Origin of the sequence: Shigella sp. FC1567, assembly GCF_001743015.1 — a bacterium.
GTDB classification, from domain to species: domain Bacteria; phylum Pseudomonadota; class Gammaproteobacteria; order Enterobacterales; family Enterobacteriaceae; genus Escherichia; species Escherichia coli.
Window position 1 is genome coordinate 20,126 of sequence record NZ_MIIV01000066.1, and the last position, 19,395, is coordinate 39,520.

16 protein-coding genes, 2 tRNA genes and 1 pseudogene are annotated in these 19,395 nt (G+C 50.5%); 3 read left to right on the forward strand and 16 right to left on the reverse strand.

The genetic code is table 11. The features are described 5' to 3' along the window. Window positions 1-112: 112 nt before the first annotated feature. The 7 genes from rpsO to BHE85_RS05535 form a co-directional block, all read right to left on the reverse strand. A complete protein-coding gene (gene rpsO / locus BHE85_RS05505; protein ID WP_000059466.1) occupies window positions 113-382 on the reverse strand; it encodes a 30S ribosomal protein S15 in 270 nt (89 codons plus the stop codon). A gap of 148 nt (window positions 383-530) precedes the next feature. Next, window positions 531-1,475 (reverse strand): tRNA pseudouridine(55) synthase TruB, encoded by a 945-nt coding sequence (gene truB / locus BHE85_RS05510; protein ID WP_039064280.1) that lies wholly within the window; start codon window positions 1,473-1,475, stop codon window positions 531-533. Further along, window positions 1,475-1,876: a 30S ribosome-binding factor RbfA gene (rbfA, locus tag BHE85_RS05515; protein ID WP_001040205.1), complete on the reverse strand. Its 402-nt coding sequence runs from the start codon at window positions 1,874-1,876 to the stop codon at window positions 1,475-1,477. Before rbfA ends, truB begins: the two co-directional genes overlap by 1 nt. Window positions 1,877-2,039: 163 nt before the next feature. Beyond that, entirely contained in the window at window positions 2,040-4,688 is a 2,649-nt protein-coding gene (infB, locus tag BHE85_RS05520; RefSeq protein WP_000133055.1) for a translation initiation factor IF-2, read from the reverse strand. A gap of 24 nt (window positions 4,689-4,712) precedes the next feature. Then, entirely contained in the window at window positions 4,713-6,200 is a 1,488-nt protein-coding gene (nusA, locus tag BHE85_RS05525) for a transcription termination factor NusA (protein WP_001031064.1), read from the reverse strand. A gap of 27 nt (window positions 6,201-6,227) precedes the next feature. After that, window positions 6,228-6,680 (reverse strand): ribosome maturation factor RimP, encoded by a 453-nt coding sequence (rimP, locus tag BHE85_RS05530; protein WP_005008647.1) that lies wholly within the window; start codon window positions 6,678-6,680, stop codon window positions 6,228-6,230. Window positions 6,681-6,886: 206 nt separating this feature from the next. Then, window positions 6,887-6,963, reverse strand: a tRNA-Met gene (locus tag BHE85_RS05535). Window positions 6,964-7,310: 347 nt separating this feature from the next. Here BHE85_RS05535 and argG point away from each other — a divergent pair. Continuing rightward, on the forward strand, window positions 7,311-8,654 hold the full coding sequence (gene argG / locus BHE85_RS05540) for an argininosuccinate synthase (protein WP_000207691.1): 1,344 nt from the start codon (window positions 7,311-7,313) through the stop codon (window positions 8,652-8,654). Between the two features lie 7 nt (window positions 8,655-8,661). Here argG and BHE85_RS05545 read toward each other — a convergent pair whose 3' ends face one another. From BHE85_RS05545 to rlmE, 7 genes are all read right to left on the reverse strand, one after another. Continuing rightward, complete coding sequence (locus BHE85_RS05545; protein ID WP_005008643.1) at window positions 8,662-10,287, reverse strand: phosphoethanolamine transferase; 1,626 nt, start codon at window positions 10,285-10,287, stop codon at window positions 8,662-8,664. Between the two features lie 458 nt (window positions 10,288-10,745). Further along, window positions 10,746-10,832: transfer RNA gene (locus BHE85_RS05550), tRNA-Leu, on the reverse strand. Window positions 10,833-10,846: 14 nt separating this feature from the next. Then, window positions 10,847-11,179, reverse strand: a complete 333-nt coding sequence (secG, locus tag BHE85_RS05555) for a preprotein translocase subunit SecG (protein ID WP_001295556.1) — start codon at window positions 11,177-11,179, stop codon at window positions 10,847-10,849. 227 nt (window positions 11,180-11,406) lie between these two features. After that, window positions 11,407-12,744, reverse strand: a complete 1,338-nt coding sequence (gene glmM, locus BHE85_RS05560) for a phosphoglucosamine mutase (protein ID WP_000071161.1) — start codon at window positions 12,742-12,744, stop codon at window positions 11,407-11,409. Then, window positions 12,737-13,585, reverse strand: a complete 849-nt coding sequence (folP, locus tag BHE85_RS05565; protein WP_000764742.1) for a dihydropteroate synthase — start codon at window positions 13,583-13,585, stop codon at window positions 12,737-12,739. Before folP ends, glmM begins: the two co-directional genes overlap by 8 nt. 89 nt (window positions 13,586-13,674) lie before the next feature. Continuing rightward, a complete protein-coding gene (gene ftsH / locus BHE85_RS05570) occupies window positions 13,675-15,609 on the reverse strand; it encodes an ATP-dependent zinc metalloprotease FtsH (RefSeq protein ID WP_001107464.1) in 1,935 nt (644 codons plus the stop codon). 99 nt (window positions 15,610-15,708) lie between these two features. Next, a complete protein-coding gene (rlmE, locus tag BHE85_RS05575; RefSeq protein ID WP_000145975.1) occupies window positions 15,709-16,338 on the reverse strand; it encodes a 23S rRNA (uridine(2552)-2'-O)-methyltransferase RlmE in 630 nt (209 codons plus the stop codon). 125 nt (window positions 16,339-16,463) lie between these two features. Between rlmE and yhbY the strand changes: the two genes are divergently transcribed. After that, on the forward strand, window positions 16,464-16,757 hold the full coding sequence (gene yhbY, locus BHE85_RS05580; protein WP_001054420.1) for a ribosome assembly RNA-binding protein YhbY: 294 nt from the start codon (window positions 16,464-16,466) through the stop codon (window positions 16,755-16,757). 156 nt (window positions 16,758-16,913) lie between these two features. Here the strand turns inward: yhbY and greA are convergent, their stop codons facing one another. Then, on the reverse strand, window positions 16,914-17,390 hold the full coding sequence (gene greA, locus BHE85_RS05585; protein WP_001148001.1) for a transcription elongation factor GreA: 477 nt from the start codon (window positions 17,388-17,390) through the stop codon (window positions 16,914-16,916). Between the two features lie 247 nt (window positions 17,391-17,637). Here greA and dacB point away from each other — a divergent pair, with 247 nt between their 5' ends. After that, window positions 17,638-19,071 (forward strand): serine-type D-Ala-D-Ala carboxypeptidase, encoded by a 1,434-nt coding sequence (dacB, locus tag BHE85_RS05590; RefSeq protein WP_001212649.1) that lies wholly within the window; start codon window positions 17,638-17,640, stop codon window positions 19,069-19,071. 40 nt (window positions 19,072-19,111) lie between these two features. Here dacB and BHE85_RS05595 read toward each other — a convergent pair. Further along, a pseudogene (locus tag BHE85_RS05595) lies at window positions 19,112-19,395 on the reverse strand (IS4 family transposase); the annotation flags it as partial.

Consider the following 19,395-nt stretch of genomic DNA (forward strand, 5'->3'; position numbering starts at 1 on the left):
CTCTGCAACGGAAGATCATTCATAGCAACAATACATTAGTTTCCAGTGAATTGCTGCCGTCAGCTTGAAAAAAGGGGCCACTCAGGCCCCCTTTTCTGAAACTCGGCAGGAATTAGCGACGCAGACCCAGGCGCTCGATGAGCTGGGTGTAACGTGCTACGTCTTTACGTTTCAGGTAGTCGAGCAGTTTACGACGCTGAGAAACCATGCGCAGCAGACCACGACGGCTGTGGTGATCTTTTTTGTGCTCTGCAAAGTGGCCCTGCAGGTGGTTGATCTGTGCAGTCAGCAGTGCTACCTGAACTTCGGTAGAACCGGTGTCGTTTGCGTCACGACCAAACTCAGAAACGATTTTAGCTGTTGCTTCAGTACTTAGAGACATTTTAAAACTCCAAAGTATATAGAATGAAAGGACGCCGATCTCTAATTCAGCGATCCCAGTGTACGTTACGCAAAGTGTTAAACAATTTACGCGACGTTAAGCGGCAGTATTCTACTCGTAGCGACTTGTTATCGCAAGACGGTTAACATTACGCCGGGTATTCAACCACCAGGCGACGAGGCGCGACGCGGCCTTCATCGTCAATTTCGCCCATACCGATAAACTTGCCGTTCTCACCTTCTGTAACGCGAACCAGTCCTTCCAGCGGCGCACCGGATGTACGAACTGGGTTACCATTTTTGAAGTAAACAGAAGACGTTAACGGAAGATTCACCACCGGGTAGTCCGAAGCTGGACTGTCCATTGGCATCAGTAATGGATCAAGTAACTCCGCAGCCGGAATATCCTGCTGTTCGGCTTGTTCGACCAGTTCACGCAGATGTTCCAGGGTCACCATCCGTTCAACCGGATATTTACTTACCGCCAGACGACGCAGGTAAATAACATGCGCGCCACAACCGAGTTTTTTACCCAGGTCATCAATGATGGTGCGGATATAAGTGCCTTTTGAGCAGTGAATTTCCAGCTCCAGCTCATTGCCTTCGTGGCGAATAAACAGCAATTCATAAATGGTAATCGGGCGCGCTTCACGCGGTACTTCAATGCCCTGACGCGCATATTCGTACAGTTTTTTACCCTGATATTTCAGTGCTGAATACATCGAAGGGATCTGTTCGATATCGCCACGGAAAGTATCCAGCGCCGCCGCCAGTTGCTCTGCGCTAAAGGTTACCGGACGTTCTTCAACGATTTGTCCGTCGGCATCAGAAGTATCGGTACGCTGTCCAAGACGCGCAATGACCCGATAGCGTTTGTCGGAGTCCAGCAGATACTGGGAAAACTTCGTCGCTTCCCCGAAGCAAATTGGCAACATGCCAGTTGCCAGCGGGTCCAGCGCACCGGTATGCCCGGCACGGTTGGCGTTATAAATCCGTTTCACTTTTTGCAGCGCATCATTGCTGGACATACCCTGCGGTTTATCCAGCAACAAAACGCCGTTAATGTCGCGACCGCGACGACGAGGACGACTCATTAGTCCTCCTTGCTGTCGTCCGGGTTAACACGACGTTCTTCGTCATGTTTGACCACGCTGGTCACCAGGTTTGACATGCGCATCCCTTCAACCAGAGAGTTGTCGTAGAAGAAGGTCAGTTCCGGCACGATACGCAGGCGCATCGCTTTCCCCAGCAGGCTGCGGATGAAACCAGAAGCTTCTTGCAACGCTTTGATGCCCGCTTTAACCGCGTCTTCATCTTTGTCGTTGAGGAACGTCACATATACTTTGGCATACGCCAGGTCGCGAGACATTTCGACACCGGAAACGGTGGTCATCATGCCCAGGCGAGGATCTTTAATTTCACGCTGCAGGATGAGAGCGATCTCTTTTTGCATTTCCTGCGCTACGCGCTGCGGGCGACCAAATTCTTTCGCCATAATAAATTCTCCTGACAAAAAAGGGACTGTTAGCCCCTTTTTAAAATTAATTTCAGGTGGAAGGGCTGTTCACGTTGGCCTGATAAGACGCGCCAGCGTCACATCAGGCAATCCATGCCGGATGCGGCGTAAACGCCTTATCCCGCATGGAACCCTAAAAACCTTAAGCGATGGTACGTTGGATCTCGATGATTTCGAATACTTCGATCACATCGCCAGTGCGGACGTCGTTGTAGTTCTTAACGCCGATACCACATTCCATACCGTTACGGACTTCGTTAACGTCATCTTTGAAGCGGCGCAGGGACTCCAGCTCGCCTTCGTAGATAACCACGTTGTCACGCAGAACGCGGATCGGGTTGTGACGTTTAACCACACCTTCGGTAACCATACAGCCTGCGATGGCACCAAATTTCGGCGATTTGAACACGTCACGAACTTCCGCCAGACCGATAATCTGCTGTTTCAGTTCCGGAGACAGCATACCGCTCATCGCCGCTTTCACTTCGTCAATCAGGTTATAGATGACGGAGTAGTAACGCAGATCTAGGCTTTCCGCTTCAATCACTTTACGTGCAGAGGCATCAGCACGTACGTTGAAGCCAACCAGGATGGCGTTGGACGCCGCAGCCAGGGTGGCGTCGGTTTCGGTGATACCACCTACGCCAGAACCGATGATCTTCACTTTAACTTCGTCAGTAGACAGTTTCAGCAAGGAGTCGGAGATCGCTTCCACAGAACCCTGTACGTCTGCCTTCAGGACGATGTTCACTTCGTGAACTTCGCCTTCGGTCATGTTGGCGAACATGTTCTCGAGTTTAGATTTCTGCTGACGCGCCAGTTTAACTTCGCGGAATTTACCCTGACGATACAGTGCAACTTCACGCGCTTTCTTCTCGTCACGTACAACGGTAACTTCATCACCCGCAGCCGGTACGCCGGACAGGCCGAGGATTTCCACCGGAATGGACGGACCCGCTTCCAGCACTTCCTGACCCAGTTCGTTACGCATCGCACGAACACGACCGTATTCGAAGCCACACAGAACGATATCGCCCTTGTGCAGAGTACCTTCACGTACCAGAACGGTAGCAACCGGACCACGACCTTTATCGAGGAAGGATTCGATAACCGCACCGCTCGCCATACCTTTACGTACCGCTTTCAGCTCCAGAACTTCCGCCTGCAGCAGGATAGCGTCCAGCAGTTCATCGATGCCGGTACCCGCTTTCGCAGATACGTGTACGAACTGGCTTTCACCGCCCCACTCTTCTGGCAGGATGCCATACTGGGAGAGTTCGTTCTTAACACGATCCGGATCGGCTTCTGGTTTATCAATCTTGTTCACTGCAACCACCACCGGTACCTGCGCCGCTTTCGCGTGCTGGATTGCTTCGATGGTCTGCGGCATCACGCCGTCGTCGGCAGCAACAACCAGGACTACGATGTCCGTTGCCTGCGCACCACGAGCACGCATTGAAGTAAACGCGGCGTGCCCTGGGGTGTCCAGGAAGGTGATCATGCCGTTTTCAGTTTCAACGTGGTATGCACCAATGTGCTGGGTAATGCCGCCCGCTTCGCCAGAGGCCACTTTCGTTGAACGAATGTAGTCCAGCAGAGAGGTTTTACCGTGGTCAACGTGACCCATGATGGTCACAACCGGCGCGCGCGGTTCAGCCGCAGCCCCCGTGTCACGGTCGCTCATTACCGCCTCTTCCAGCTCGTTTTCACGACGCAGGATAACTTTGTGGCCCATCTCTTCAGCAACCAGCTGTGCGGTTTCCTGATCGATAACCTGGTTGATGGTTGCCATTGCGCCCAGTTTCATCATCGCTTTGATGACCTGAGAGCCTTTAACCGCCATCTTGTTCGCCAGTTCGCCAACGGTGATGGTTTCGCCGATCACAACGTCACGGTTAACGGCCTGAGCTGGCTTCTGGAAGCCTTGCTGCAGGGAAGAACCTTTACGTTTTCCGCCTTTACCTCCACGTACTGCTGCGCGAGCTTCTTCACGATCAGCTTTTGATTCAGCGTGTTTGTTGCCTTTCTTCGGACGCGCTGCTTTCGCGTTACGACCACGGCCACGGCCGCCTTCGACTTCACGATCGCTTTCGTCTTCTGCCTGGCGAGCATGTTGAGAAGTAGTGACGTGATAATCGCTGGAATCTTCAGTCGGTTCCGCGTTATCAGTCCATTTGTTTTCTTCCGCCATACGACGTGCTTCTTCAGCAACGCGACGTGCTTCTTCTTCGAGTTTACGACGCGCTTCTTCTTCAGCTTTACGCTTGAGCTCTGCAGCTTCCTGCTCACGGCGGGCTTTTTCAGCCTGGGCGTTTTTAGTCATATCGTCTTGTTGATTGCTCACTTTGTCTTTTTCCGCAGCTTCACGTTTCGCTTGTTCAGCAGCTTCACGCTTAGCTTGTTCTGCGGCCTCACGTTCAGCTTTTTGTTGCGCCTCGCGTTTAGCCGATTCTTCTGCCTCACGACGGGCTTGCTCTTCCGCTGCAAGGCGTTCAGCCTCTTGCGGATCGCGTTTCACAAAGGTGCGTTTCTTGCGGACTTCGATTTGTACCGATTTGCTTTTTCCACCGGTACCAGGAATGTTAAGGGTGCTGCGTGTTTTACGTTGCAGCGTCAATTTGTCCGGGCCTGAATTTTTCTGATTCAGGTGGTCAATCAAAGTCTGTTTCTCTTGTGCGGACACAGAGTCGTCAGCAGACTTCCGGATACCTGCATCAGCAAATTGCTGTACCAGGCGTTCCACGGAGGTCTGTCGCTCTGCGGCCAGCGTTTTAATCGTTACATCTGTCATGCTGTTCCTTCCTGCTACAGTTTATTACGCTTCGTCACCGAACCAGCAAATATTACGGGCAGCCATAATCAGTGCTCCGGCTTTTTCGTCGGTCACCCCTTCGATATCAGCCAGATCATCAATGCCCTGTTCGGCGAGATCTTCCAGCGTACAAACGCCACGGGCGGCCAGTTTGAATGCCAAATCACGATCTATCCCTTCAAGGTTCAGCAGATCGTCAGCCGGTTTGTTATCACCGAGGCTTTCTTCCTGGGCCTGTGCAATGGTGGCCAGTGCATTTTTAGCACGCTCGCGCAGTGCTTCAACGGTCGGCTCATCAAGGCCTTCGATTTCCAACAGCTCTTTCATCGGCACATAGGCCAGTTCTTCCAGCGTCGAGAAGCCTTCTTCTACCAGAACAGTCGCGAAGTCTTCGTCGATGTCGAGATATTTGGTGAAGGTGTCGATCGCTGCGTGCGCTTCCGCCTGATGCTTAGCCTGCAGGTCGTCAACGGTCATCACGTTGAGTTCCCAACCGCTCAGCTGCGAAGCCAGACGCACGTTCTGACCGTTACGGCCAATCGCCTGCGCCAGGTTACCGGCTTCAACGGCGATATCCATGGTGTGTTTATCTTCATCCACCACGATAGAAGCAACGTCTGCCGGTGCCATTGCGTTAATCACAAACTGCGCCGGGTTATCATCCCACAGGACGATATCGATACGCTCGCCGCCCAGTTCAGTAGAAACCGCCTGAACACGCGCGCCACGCATACCTACACAGGCACCTACCGGATCGATACGTTTATCGTTGGTTTTCACCGCGATTTTCGCACGAGAACCCGGATCGCGAGCCGCTGCTTTAATTTCAATCACTTCTTCGCCGATTTCTGGCACTTCAATACGGAACAGTTCGATCAGCATTTCCGGCTTGGAACGAGTGACGAACAGTTGCGCGCCACGCGCTTCCGGGCGAACGGAATAGAGCACGCCACGAACGCGGTCGCCAGGGCGGAAGTTTTCACGCGGCAGCATATCTTCGCGCAGGATCACGGCTTCAGCATTGTTGCCCAGCTCCAGAGAGATGTTGTCGCGGTTTACTTTTTTCACCACGCCGGTGATGATTTCACCTTCGTGTTCACGGAACTGATCAACCACCATCGCACGTTCGGCTTCACGCACTTTCTGCACGATAACCTGTTTTGCCGTCTGGGTAGTGATACGGTCAAAGGTAACAGACTCAATCTGATCTTCAACGTAATCGCCCAGGTTCAGGCTTTCATCTTCATAACGTGCGGCTTCAAGGGTGATTTCCTTGGTCGGCTGGGTGACTTCATCAACAACTAACCAGCGACGGAAGGTGTCAAAATCACCGCTTTTGCGATCGATCTGTACGCGGACGTCGATCTCTTGTTCATATTTTTTCTTTGTTGCTGTCGCCAGCGCGCTTTCCAATGCTTCGAAAATCTTCTCGCGAGGTAGCGCCTTTTCATTGGATACGGCTTCAACTACAGCCAAAATTTCTTTGTTCATCGCGGGCTTTTCACCTCATCCAGACTATTAAAAGTGGGGAACCAGGTTCGCCTTCTGGATATTACTCAGCGCGAACACTTCATCTTTACCTTCGACGGTAACTGTGATCATTTCACCGTCTACCGCTTTGATAACGCCCTGCCATTTACGACGGTTTTGTACCGCCATACGGAGAACCAGAGTCACCTCTTCTCCGACAAAACGGGCGTAGTGTTCAGCCGTGAACAGTGGGCGATCGAGACCCGGTGAGGAGACTTCCAGGTTATAAGCAACGGTGATGGGATCTTCAACATCCAGCACAGCACTTACCTGGTGGCTCACATCAGCACAATCATCAACATTGATGCCATCTTCACTATCAATATAGATGCGCAGTGTGGATGTGTGACCGCGAATAAATTCGATGCCAACCAGTTCAAAACCCAGGGCCTCAACTGGCGCAGTAATCATCTCTGTTAATTTTTGCTCTAATGTGGACAAGCCCACCCCCAAGACATAAAAAAAGGGCCTAAAGCCCAGTTATTCTGTAGTCAGATAACAAAAAACCCCGATAAATCGGGGCTTTATATAACTGAACCCTATAATCGCAACTGCGGTCTGGAGCACTTTCCAGAAGGATTTTTTCAAATCCCACTACGAAGGCCGAAGTCTTCACAGTATATTTGAAAAAGGACTCTAAGGGAAAGTGGTTGCGGGGGCCGGATTTGAACCGACGACCTTCGGGTTATGAGCCCGACGAGCTACCAGGCTGCTCCACCCCGCGCCTGAAACTCGGCAAATTCTACTCGTTTTGGGTAAAAGATGCAAATACTGCTGGGATTTGGTGTACCGAGACGGGACGTAAAATCTGCAGGCATTATAGTGATCCATGCCACATTTTGTCAACGTTTATTGCTAATCACGTGAATGAATATCCAGTTCACTTTCATTTGTTGAATACTTTTGCCTTCTCCTGCTCTCCCTTAAGCGCATTATTTTACAAAAAACACACTAAACTCTTCCTGTCTCCGATAAAAGATGATTAAATGAAAACTCATTTATTTTGCATAAAAATTCAGTGAGAGCGGAAATCCAGGCTCATCATCAGTTAATTAAGCAGGGTGTTATTTTATGACGACGATTCTCAAGCATCTCCCGGTAGGTCAACGTATTGGTATCGCTTTTTCTGGCGGTCTGGACACCAGTGCCGCACTGCTGTGGATGCGACAAAAGGGAGCGGTTCCTTATGCATATACTGCAAACCTAGGCCAGCCAGACGAAGAGGATTATGATGCGATCCCTCGTCGTGCCATGGAATACGGCGCGGAGAACGCACGTCTGATCGACTGCCGCAAACAACTGGTGGCCGAAGGTATTGCCGCTATTCAGTGTGGCGCATTTCATAACACCACCGGCGGCCTGACCTATTTCAACACGACGCCGCTGGGCCGCGCCGTGACTGGTACCATGCTGGTTGCTGCGATGAAAGAAGATGGCGTGAATATCTGGGGTGACGGTAGCACCTATAAAGGAAACGATATCGAACGTTTCTATCGTTATGGTCTGCTGACCAATGCTGAACTGCAGATTTACAAACCGTGGCTTGATACTGACTTTATTGATGAACTGGGCGGCCGTCATGAGATGTCTGAATTTATGATTGCCTGCGGTTTCGACTACAAAATGTCTGTCGAAAAAGCCTACTCCACAGACTCCAACATGCTTGGTGCAACGCATGAAGCGAAGGATCTGGAATACCTCAACTCCAGCGTCAAAATCGTCAACCCGATTATGGGCGTGAAATTCTGGGATGAGAGCGTGAAGATCCCGGCAGAAGAAGTCACAGTACGCTTTGAGCAAGGTCATCCGGTGGCGCTGAACGGTAAAACCTTTAGCAACGACGTAGAAATGATGCTGGAAGCTAACCGCATCGGCGGTCGTCACGGCCTGGGCATGAGCGACCAGATTGAGAACCGTATCATCGAAGCGAAAAGCCGTGGTATTTACGAAGCTCCGGGGATGGCACTGCTGCACATTGCGTATGAACGTCTGTTGACCGGTATTCACAACGAAGACACCATTGAGCAGTATCACGCGCATGGTCGTCAGTTGGGCCGTCTACTGTACCAGGGGCGTTGGTTTGACTCCCAGGCGCTGATGCTGCGTGACTCTCTGCAACGCTGGGTTGCCAGCCAGATCACTGGTGAAGTTACCCTGGAGCTGCGCCGTGGGAACGATTATTCAATCCTGAATACCGTCTCAGAGAACCTGACCTACAAGCCAGAGCGTCTGACGATGGAAAAAGGCGACTCGGTGTTCTCGCCAGATGATCGTATTGGTCAATTGACCATGCGTAATCTGGATATCACTGATACCCGAGAGAAACTTTTTGGTTATGCCAAAACTGGCCTGCTCTCCTCCTCTGCCACTTCAGGCGTGCCGCAGGTGGAGAATATGGAAAACAAAGGCCAGTAATTCGACATCAACCCTGCCCTTCAGGGGGGGGGTTACCTTGCTTATCCTCTGTAAACTCCTTTCTGAACATCACATAATCGAAAACATCATGGTTTGCATCCACAACCCGTGAGTCTCCTTTATAGTGTGCAATCACTTCCTCAAGCGTTTGCGGCTGTTCCGGCTTTGTTACCCCCATCCACGCATTAATAAGGTAATTATTGTAAGCTGTCGAAAAGATGTTGTTTTCCGTTGTGCGATCCACGCCATCCCCAAGAACGGGGCTATACCAGATAAACATCGGGACATGATATGCCTGCTGGCTAGCCTCCCTGCCTCCATGAAAATAGACGTTCTTCTTCGTTGGGTCACGTTCCAGGCCGTGGTCGGCAAAATACATGACCGAGGCGCGGCGATCTTTTAATAATTCAAAAACCTGACCTAGCAAACTATCTGTGTAATGAATGGAGTTGTCATAGCAGGCATCCTGATCGTCCTGCGGTTGAAACACGGCGCTGGATTGCGGATAGGCGCTACAAGCCGGTTCATGGCTTCCATTTAAATGAAGAACAATCAGTTTCTTTTGCTGCGTATTTTGCTGTAATGCTTGCGATAAATGCGGCAACAACAATTCATCAAATCCTCTGACATAAACTGTTTCCATGGCGCGCATGGCGATACTGGTAACTGCAGTACCATTCTGCCGAAAAGCGGATTGCGAGCTTAGCCAGAAAGTCTGAAATCCTGCTTGATTAGCCATATTAATAATGTTGTCGGGGTAATTATGAATGTCATGACTCAAAACAGAATCAGCAGTTAAAGAAAGGGGAACCGACAGCGCAGTGTAAGGTGCGCTGCTTATTGCTTGATTAAACAGTTTGATCTGTTTTCTTTGTGCTTCAACTTGCGGTGTCGTAGAGCGTGTATATCCATACAAAGACATATTGTCGACACGTACAGACTCCCCCACAATCAACACGTAGGTATCAATACCTGTATCCCTGACTGATAATTGAAAATACGGCACCGTGTTTGCAATTGAGAGTAATCTTTGATGCTCTTTCGCTGCTAAAGCAAAATAGTTGAGATTGAAAAACGGCGTATAGGTAGCAAATCGCGACGCTAGTATATATGGACTGAACGTTTTTTTATTTTTTGCATCTTTATAAGCAAATTGACAAGCGGAAAATAAACTGCCCGAAATGACAATCAGCAATAATATTCCTGTCACTTTTTTTGTCGGCAAGGAAACATCATATTTTATTATTACTGCCCAAAAAAGAAGGGATAAAAAAGCAAAGGCACATAGATAAGGGATATACATCCCCAGCATTTTGACAACTTCATCCGGATCACTCTGGAGCACACTAATCGCAAATCCATCATTGAAAGTTGTACCAAAGGTACACCATGAATAGAGGCTAATACTCATGTCTGCCGCAGTCAGTAACACAAATGGTGCGGCAACAAGCAGGCGAAGCGGAAGGGATGATATACGTTTTACAACCAGGATGGTCAGGACGAAGAACAGCAATCGCTGAACCATATGCGCGCCGGAAGAGGCGACTAAGTTCGTAATACCAAAAACAATAACACAAAGATACAACAACCAATGAGATTTAAAACTTCTAGCAAATTTGTTGAATACTGTCATCCAGAAATCCAAGTTCACAACCAATATAAACAATTATCAACAATGTTCAATTTTATATCAGACATGTTTTTCAACTCTGATCCATATCAGACCGAAACACTGTTAGTTTTTTCTTTTTAAATGATGCGGCCATTGCGTTCTCAGTAATTAAATAACATTATCAATGCGTCTCTAAACATTACGCAGAACGTAGCCATCAGTAGTTATACTGACAGGAGCAGGATGGTTTATCGAGAAGTAAACATATCCGTATTCGTACCGGAACTGGAGTTGACACAATAAAGTGCCAATTATGTCAGCAGAAGGGAAAAGTTTATAACTAAGGCGTACCGGCACCATCGTTTCAAGGTACCAGCTACGAGTAAAGCAACTGGACGAGATACAGATACCTGACAACCATTCCTCAGACCAGGACCAAAACGAAAAAAGACGCTTTTCAGCGTCTCTTTTCTGGAGTTTGGTACCGAGGACGGGACTTGAACCCGTAAGCCCTATTGGGCACTACCACCTCAAGGTAGCGTGTCTACCAATTCCACCACCTCGGCACGGATACTACTTTTTAGTTCGGGATATCGCTGGTCGGCTTAGCCGGAGCAGCTGGTTGAGTTTGTTCGGTTTTCGCCGGTGCACTCAGATTTTCCCATTCGCTACCTTTATTGGTTTTGTTGCTGTTGATGTTACCCAGCACCAGACTGATGATGAAGAATAACGTTGCCAGCAGCGCCGTCATGCGGGTCATGAAGTTACCAGAACCACTTGAACCAAACAGCGTAGCGGAAGCGCCTGCTCCGAAGGAGGCTCCCATATCAGCGCCTTTACCTTGCTGCAGCATGATCAGACCAACAAGGCCAATTGCCACAATAAGGAAAACTACCAAAAGAGCTTCGTACATAATCAACCTGTTCCTTGCGGAGTTGCCGCGTACCAATGCTTCAACCAATAAAGCGGGAGTTTTTAATCTTTCCCACTGAAGCGGGTGTGAATACTAACCAAAGCGAATGACCTTCGCAAGGGCAATTTTATCGCATTGTATCAACTGCGGAAAAAAACAGCAAAACCGATGTGTTCGCTGAGAAAAAAGGCGACAATCGCCGCCTTTTTAGCCAGTCATTTATCGTTTTAAACGGCTTTTACTGCATCGGCGATGCGGTGTGCAAATTCAGTCACCTGCGCTTCGTCTTCGCCTTCCACCATCACGCGAATTAACGGTTCGGTGCCGGATTTACGCAGCAACACGCGTCCACGGTTGCCCAGCGCAGCTTCAACCTCTGCGGTCACGGCTTTAACTGACTCATGCTCAAGCGGATCGCCGCTACCTGCGGTGTAACGCACGTTAACCAGAATCTGCGGGAACATTTTCATGCCGCTGCAAAGGTCGTGCAGGCTCATATGGTTACGTGCCATCGCCGCCAGCACCTGCAAGCCAGCAACGATGCCGTCACCGGTAGTGGTTTTATCCAGCAGGATCACATGACCGGAATTCTCTGCACCGATACGCCAGCCTTTCTCCTGCATTTTTTCCAGTACGTAGCGGTCACCCACTTTCGCGCGCGCAAATGGAATACCTAACTGTTTCAGCGCCAGCTCAAGCCCCATGTTACTCATCAATGTACCCACAGCACCACCACGCAGCTGGCCCTGACGAAGACCTTCACGCGCGATGATATACATGATCTGATCACCATCGACTTTATTGCCTTCATGGTCAACCATAATCACGCGATCGCCGTCGCCGTCGAAGGCAATACCGAGATCCGCTTTTTCAGCCAGCACACGAGCCTGGAGCGCGCGAACGTCGGTAGCCCCCACTTCGGCATTGATGTTTACACCGTTCGGCTCACAACCGATAGCGATAACGTTCGCCCCCAGTTCACGCAGCACGTTCGGCGCGATGTGATAAGTCGCACCGTTTGCGCAATCCACCACAATCTTCAGTTCGCTGAGGCTAAGTTCGTTCGGGAACGTGGCTTTGCAAAACTCGATATAGCGACCCGCAGCATCAACGATACGGCTGGCTTTACCCAGTTCTGCCGAATCAACACAGCTGATCTCTTTTTCCATTTCCGCTTCGATGGCCTCTTCTACCGCATCCGGTAGTTTGGTGCCGTCGATAGAGAAAAATTTAATGCCATTATCGTAGAACGGGTTATGCGATGCAGATATCACAATTCCGGCCTCTGCGCGGAAGGTACGCGTCAGATAAGCCACGGCCGGTGTTGGCATCGGGCCAGTGAAGAGTGCGGAAAGGCCCGCTGCCGCCAGACCCGCTTCCAGTGCTGACTCCAGCATATAGCCAGAAATACGCGTGTCTTTACTAATAATGATCTTACGGGAGCCGTGGCGCGCCAGCACTTTACCCGCGGCCCAACCCAGCTTAAGCACAAAATCAGGTGTGATCGGCGCATCCCCTACACGACCACGAATCCCATCGGTACCGAAATATTTACGATTACTCATAGCGTTTGTTTTCCTTTGCAGACAGAGTGGCTTCCACCACCCGCATCGCTTCTACGGTTTCTTTGACGTCATGAACACGAATAATGTGCGCGCCTTGCATTGCGGCAATGACCGCACAGGCCAGACTACCGCTCAGGCGCTCGGACGGCCCCACGTTCAGCAGCTGCCCAATCATCGATTTTCGTGACATACCTACCAACAGCGGCAGGTTGAAATGGTGAAATTCAGCCAGGCGCGCCAGTAATGAATAGTTATGGGAGAGATTTTTACCGAAACCGAATCCGGGGTCGAGCAACAATTTCTCTTTTGCGATACCCGCCTGCTCGCAACGTGCTATTTGCTCAATAAAGTAGCGATTCACTTCTGCAAAGACATCGTCATACTTCGGAGCTTCCTGCATGGTTTTTGGATTTCCCTGCATATGCATCAGACAAACCGGTAAACCGGTTTCTGCCGCCGCCTCCAGAGCGCCAGGTTCGGAAAGGGAGCGGATATCGTTAATAATGTGAGCGCCAACTTTCGCTGACTCACGGATGACTTCTGGTTTGGATGTATCTACCGAGAGCCAGACTTCGAAGCGTTGAGCAATTGCCTCAACCACAGGAATAACACGTTGCAACTCTTCTTCAACGCTAACTTCCGCCGCCCCTGGGCGCGTGGACTCGCCACCAACGTCAATGATCGTCGCGCCAGCGTTGATCATCAGATTCGCATGTTTCACCGCATCTATCAGCGAGTTATGCGTGCCACCATCCGAAAAGGAATCAGGCGTGACGTTGAGGATCCCCATTACGTGAGGATGGCTAAGGTCCAGTGAAGTGCCCTGGGCAAAGAGTTTCATGGTGTTATCCCTGGTATGAATTGATAAGAAAAAACCCCGGAGCACGCCCCGGGGTTTTCGGTACAAATACAGTCATCTGATGCGGGAACTTACTTGTCGCCTAACTGCTCTGACATGGTGTTACCCGGGTTCGGCGTACGCGGTTCATCAACCGGACGAGGAGCCTTTGGACTACCATTGTCGCCAGAATTGTTAGAAGCGCCTGGTTCTTCCCAGCCCGCTGGCGGACGTACATCGCGACGTGCCATCAGGTCATCAATCTGCGGTGCGTCGATAGTCTCATATTTCATGAGAGCATCTTTCATCGCATGCAGAATATCCATATTGTCGGTCAGAAGCTGACGCGCACGATTATAGTTACGCTCAATCAGTGCTTTCACTTCCTGGTCGATGATACGTGCAGTTTCATCGGACATATGTTTCGCTTTCGCTACGCTACGGCCGAGGAACACTTCACCTTCTTCTTCCGCGTACAGCAGTGGACCCAATTTCTCAGAGAAGCCCCACTGAGTCACCATATTACGCGCCAGGTTGGTCGCAACTTTAATATCGTTGGACGCACCGGTAGAAACATGTTCCGGCCCGTAGATGATCTCTTCTGCCAGACGACCACCGTACAGCGTAGAAATCTGGCTTTCCAGTTTCTGACGGCTGGCGCTGATTGCGTCGCCCTCAGGCAAGAAGAAAGTCACACCCAGCGCACGACCGCGTGGGATAATCGTCACTTTGTGCACCGGATCGTGTTCCGGCACCAAGCGACCGATAATCGCATGACCCGCTTCGTGGTAAGCCGTCGATTCTTTCTGCGCTTCCGTCATCACCATGGAGCGACGTTCCGCACCCATCATGATTTTATCTTTCGCTTTTTCGAACTCAATCATCGACACAACGCGTTTGTTGCCACGAGCAGCGAACAGTGCCGCTTCGTTTACCAGGTTCGCCAGGTCAGCACCGGAGAAACCAGGAGTACCACGGGCAATGATTGCCGCGTCGATATCGGGTGCCAATGGTACGCGACGCATGTGAACTTTCAGGATCTGCTCACGACCGCGAACATCTGGCAAGCCAACCACAACCTGACGGTCGAAACGGCCAGGACGCAGCAGGGCTGGGTCAAGAACGTCCGGACGGTTAGTCGCGGCGATAACGATGATACCTTCGTTACCTTCGAAGCCATCCATCTCAACCAGCATCTGGTTCAGAGTCTGTTCACGTTCATCGTGACCACCGCCCAGACCAGCGCCACGCTGGCGGCCTACGGCGTCGATTTCATCGATAAAGATGATGCACGGTGCCGCTTTCTTCGCCTGTTCGAACATGTCACGAACACGGGATGCACCCACACCGACGAACATTTCTACGAAGTCAGAACCGGAGATAGTAAAGAACGGAACTTTCGCTTCGCCTGCAATCGCTTTCGCCAGCAACGTTTTACCGGTACCCGGAGGACCGACCATCAGGACGCCTTTCGGGATCTTACCGCCGAGTTTCTGGAAGCGGCTCGGCTCGCGCAGATACTCTACCAGTTCAGCAACTTCTTCTTTTGCTTCGTCGCAGCCCGCAACGTCAGCAAAGGTCGTTTTGATCTGATCTTCCGTCAGCATGCGCGCTTTGCTCTTACCAAACGACATGGCACCTTTGCCACCGCCGCCCTGCATTTGACGCATGAAGAAGATCCAGACACCAATCAGCAACAGCATCGGGAACCAAGAGATGAAGATAGAAGCCAGCAGGCTTGGTTCTTCAGGCGGTTCACCGACAACCTTGACGTTCTTGGTCAACAGGTTATCCAGTAATTTCGGATCCTGAACCGGAATGTAAGTGGTATAACGGTTACTATCTTTCTTGGTAACGTTGATTTCACGTCCGTTGATACGCGCTTCACGAACCTGGTCGTTATTGACCTCTTGTAGGAAGGTAGAGTAATCCACCTTACGGCCATTAGACTCGCTGGGCCCAAAGCTCTGGAATACTGACATCAGCACAACGGCAATGACCAGCCAGAGTATTAGGTTTTTCGCCATGTCACTCAAGGGATTAACCTCTTATTACAACTGTGTTAAAAACAGCGTCAGGATACTCTATATCCAGCATCTTTCAAACTTTCGTCTGAAATCTCCCGGTTAGGGTTTACGCCCGGTCGCTACAATATACACTTCCCGCGAACGTGCACGAGAAGAGTCCGGCTTACGAACTTTGACCTTCGTAAACAGGGAGCGAATTTCCCTTAGATACTCATCGAAACCTTCGCCCTGGAACACCTTCACTACAAAACTGCCACCTGGCGCTAATACATCACGACACATTTCTAACGCCAGTTCCACCAGATACATGGCACGGGGGATATCCACCGCCGGTGTTCCGCTCATGTTTGGTGCCATATCGGACATGACAACCTGGACTTTGCTGTCGCCAACGCGCTCCAGCAGTGCTTTCATCACCAGTTCATCACGAAAATCGCCCTGAAGAAAGTCCACACCAACGATAGGATCCATAGGTAAAAGATCGCAAGCGATGATGCGGCCTTTGCCGCCAATTTGGGTGACCACATATTGTGACCAACCACCCGGAGCAGCACCAAGGTCGACAACCGTCATTCCCGGTTTAAAGAGTTTGTCACTTTGCTGTATTTCATCAAGTTTAAACCAGGCACGGGAACGTAACCCCTTTTTCTGTGCCTGTTGAACATATTTATCGCTAAAGTGTTCCTGAAGCCAGCGGCTGGAGCTGGCAGAACGCTTCTTACCTGTCATTTAACTTTCCCATGGGGATAACTCATCGTAACCAATTGCGTAAATTTTTACGCGCCTATTTGGTGATATATGGGAGATGGCGGTAGAATGACCCGTTTTCAATCCCAACGTAAGCAAAAAATACGATGAATCTGAGTACTAAACAAAAACAGCACCTGAAAGGTCTGGCACATCCGCTCAAGCCAGTTGTTCTGCTTGGCAGTAATGGTTTGACCGAAGGGGTGCTGGCCGAGATTGAACAAGCGTTAGAGCACCATGAACTCATCAAGGTGAAAATCGCCACCGAAGATCGCGAAACAAAAACCTTGATCGTGGAAGCTATCGTGCGCGAAACCGGCGCCTGTAATGTACAGGTCATCGGTAAAACGCTGGTGCTTTATCGCCCAACTAAAGAACGTAAAATCTCGCTGCCACGCTAAGATTATCCTAAAGTTACACACATTTGCTGTGTAAAACGAGGGGTTTTCCGCAGGCAGGAGAGCAAAATGCCACGCTCTGTTCGTTGATAAAAGGCCGCATAGCGGCCTTTTTCCTTTCTTTACAATACATCAACATCTTGATGTATTGGGTAATTCTTACAGGTATTCCACCTTAATTACTTCAAATTCTACTTCGCCGCCCGGCGTTTTGATGACCACAACATCATCTTCTTCTTTGCCGATCAGGCCACGAGCAATAGGCGAGTTTACAGAAATCAGGTTTTGTTTAAAGTCAGCTTCGTCATCGCCAACGATGCGATAAGTCTGTTCTTCGTCAGAATCCAGATTCAGCACCGTTACGGTAGCACCAAAAATAACGCGCCCATTGTTGGGCATTTTGGTGACATCAATCACCTGCGCGTTCGACAGCTTGGCTTCGATGTCTTTAATACGGCCTTCGCAGAAACCCTGCTGTTCACGAGCTGCGTGGTATTCGGCGTTTTCTTTCAGGTCGCCATGCTCACGCGCTTCCGCGATAGCAGCAATGATTTCAGGACGGCGCACAGATTTCAGAAAATCCAGCTCTTCGCGTAATTTTTCAGCGCCGCGTAAGGTCATCGGAATAGCTTGCATTTGTTATACCTCTTGAATATTCCTGATGGGGCAAGTCTTCACCCACCCCGGCTGTTCGGCCTGCCCGGCATAACTCCTCACCGGGACCAGAAGCAAAAAAATACCGACCCGGGTACAAGTCCCAGGTCAGCTACAATTCACATTTTGATAGTCATTTTACCCTGAAGTTCCCGAAGGGTCATCGTTTACTTTATAGGGCGTTGCGCCGTAGTATGACGGCTCGATTCCAGGTTGTTAGCGCGAGATTATGCGATTTTCCAGATTTATCATCGGATTGACCAGCTGTATAGCGTTCAGTGTTCAGGCCGCGAATGTTGATGAGTACGTTACTCAACTCCCCGCTGGTGCCAACCTTGCCCTGATGGTGCAAAAAGTCGGCGCGTCGGCCCCCGCTATTGATTACCACAGTCAGCAGATGGCGCTGCCCGCCAGTACGCAGAAAGTGATTACTGCGCTGGCGGCGTTGATTCAACTCGGCCCCGATTTTCGTTTCACCACGACGCTTGAAACCAAAGGCAATGTGGAAAACGGCGTACTTAAGGGTGACTTAGTGGCGCGATTTGGTGCCGATCCGACGTTAAAACGTCAGGATATTCGCAATATGATCGCGACTTTGAAAAAATCTGGCGTCAACCAAATCGATGGCAATGTGTTGATAGATACCTCCATTTTCGCCAGCCACGATAAAGCCCCCGGCTGGCCATGGAATGACATGACACAATGCTTTAGCGCTCCGCCTGCCGCTGCCATAGTTGACCGCAACTGTTTCTCCGTCTCGCTCTACAGTGCCCCAAAACCTGGTGATATGGCTTTTATACGCGTGGCATCTTATTACCCCGTTACGATGTTCAGCCAGGTACGCACCCTCCCCCGAGGTTCTGCCGAAGCGCAATACTGCGAACTGGATGTCATACCAGGCGACCTGAACCGCTTTACGCTGACGGGATGCCTGCCACAACGTTCTGAGCCGCTCCCGTTGGCTTTTGCCGTGCAGGATGGAGCCAGCTATGCCGGGGCAATTCTGAAAGATGAGTTAAAACAGGCAGGTATCACCTGGAGCGGAACACTGCTGCGCCAGACTCAGGTTAACGAACCTGGAACGGTAGTTGCCAGTAAACAGTCGGCCCCGTTGCACGATCTGCTTAAGATTATGCTGAAAAAGTCGGACAACATGATCGCCGATACGGTTTTCCGCATGATAGGCCATGCGCGCTTCAATGTGCCTGGAACATGGCGGGCCGGGTCGGACGCCGTGCGTCAGATCCTGCGCCAGCAAGCCGGTGTCGATATTGGAAACACCATTATTGCCGATGGTTCAGGGCTTTCGCGGCATAACCTGATTGCCCCCGCCACCATGATGCAGGTGTTGCAATACATTGCCCAACACGACAATGAACTTAACTTTATCTCCATGCTGCCGCTGGCGGGCTATGATGGCTCTTTGCAGTACCGTGCAGGTCTGCATCAGGCGGGCGTGGATGGAAAAGTCTCAGCGAAAACCGGTTCGTTGCAGGGGGTATATAACCTGGCGGGATTCATTACCACAGCGAGCGGGCAACGAATGGCGTTTGTACAATATCTTTCTGGCTATGCAGTAGAACCGGCGGATCAGCGTAATCGCCGTATTCCGTTAGTGCGTTTTGAAAGCCGTTTGTATAAAGATATTTATCAGAACAATTAGTCAAAAAGAAACCCCGGCACATGGCCGTAATGCCAGTCAGTTAAGCAACTGACTGGCTCTTTTTCGGGGCTGTGGGGTATTTCCAGGGCCTCTCCTTTACCACTCTCGGAAGGCCCTTCCCCTTCTCGTCGGTAATTTCACAAGTTGTCCCATACTTGCAAGATCGCGCATCAGCTCCGGTATACGTCCCGGTGAAGCGCCCTGCAATGTCATCAGCATTCTCATCACCATTCCGCATGATTCTGAGAAACTCAGTTGATTCGGCCAGTAACCTTTCAGATGTTCCGCCATTTTAATCATCTGATATCTCACCAGATTATAAGC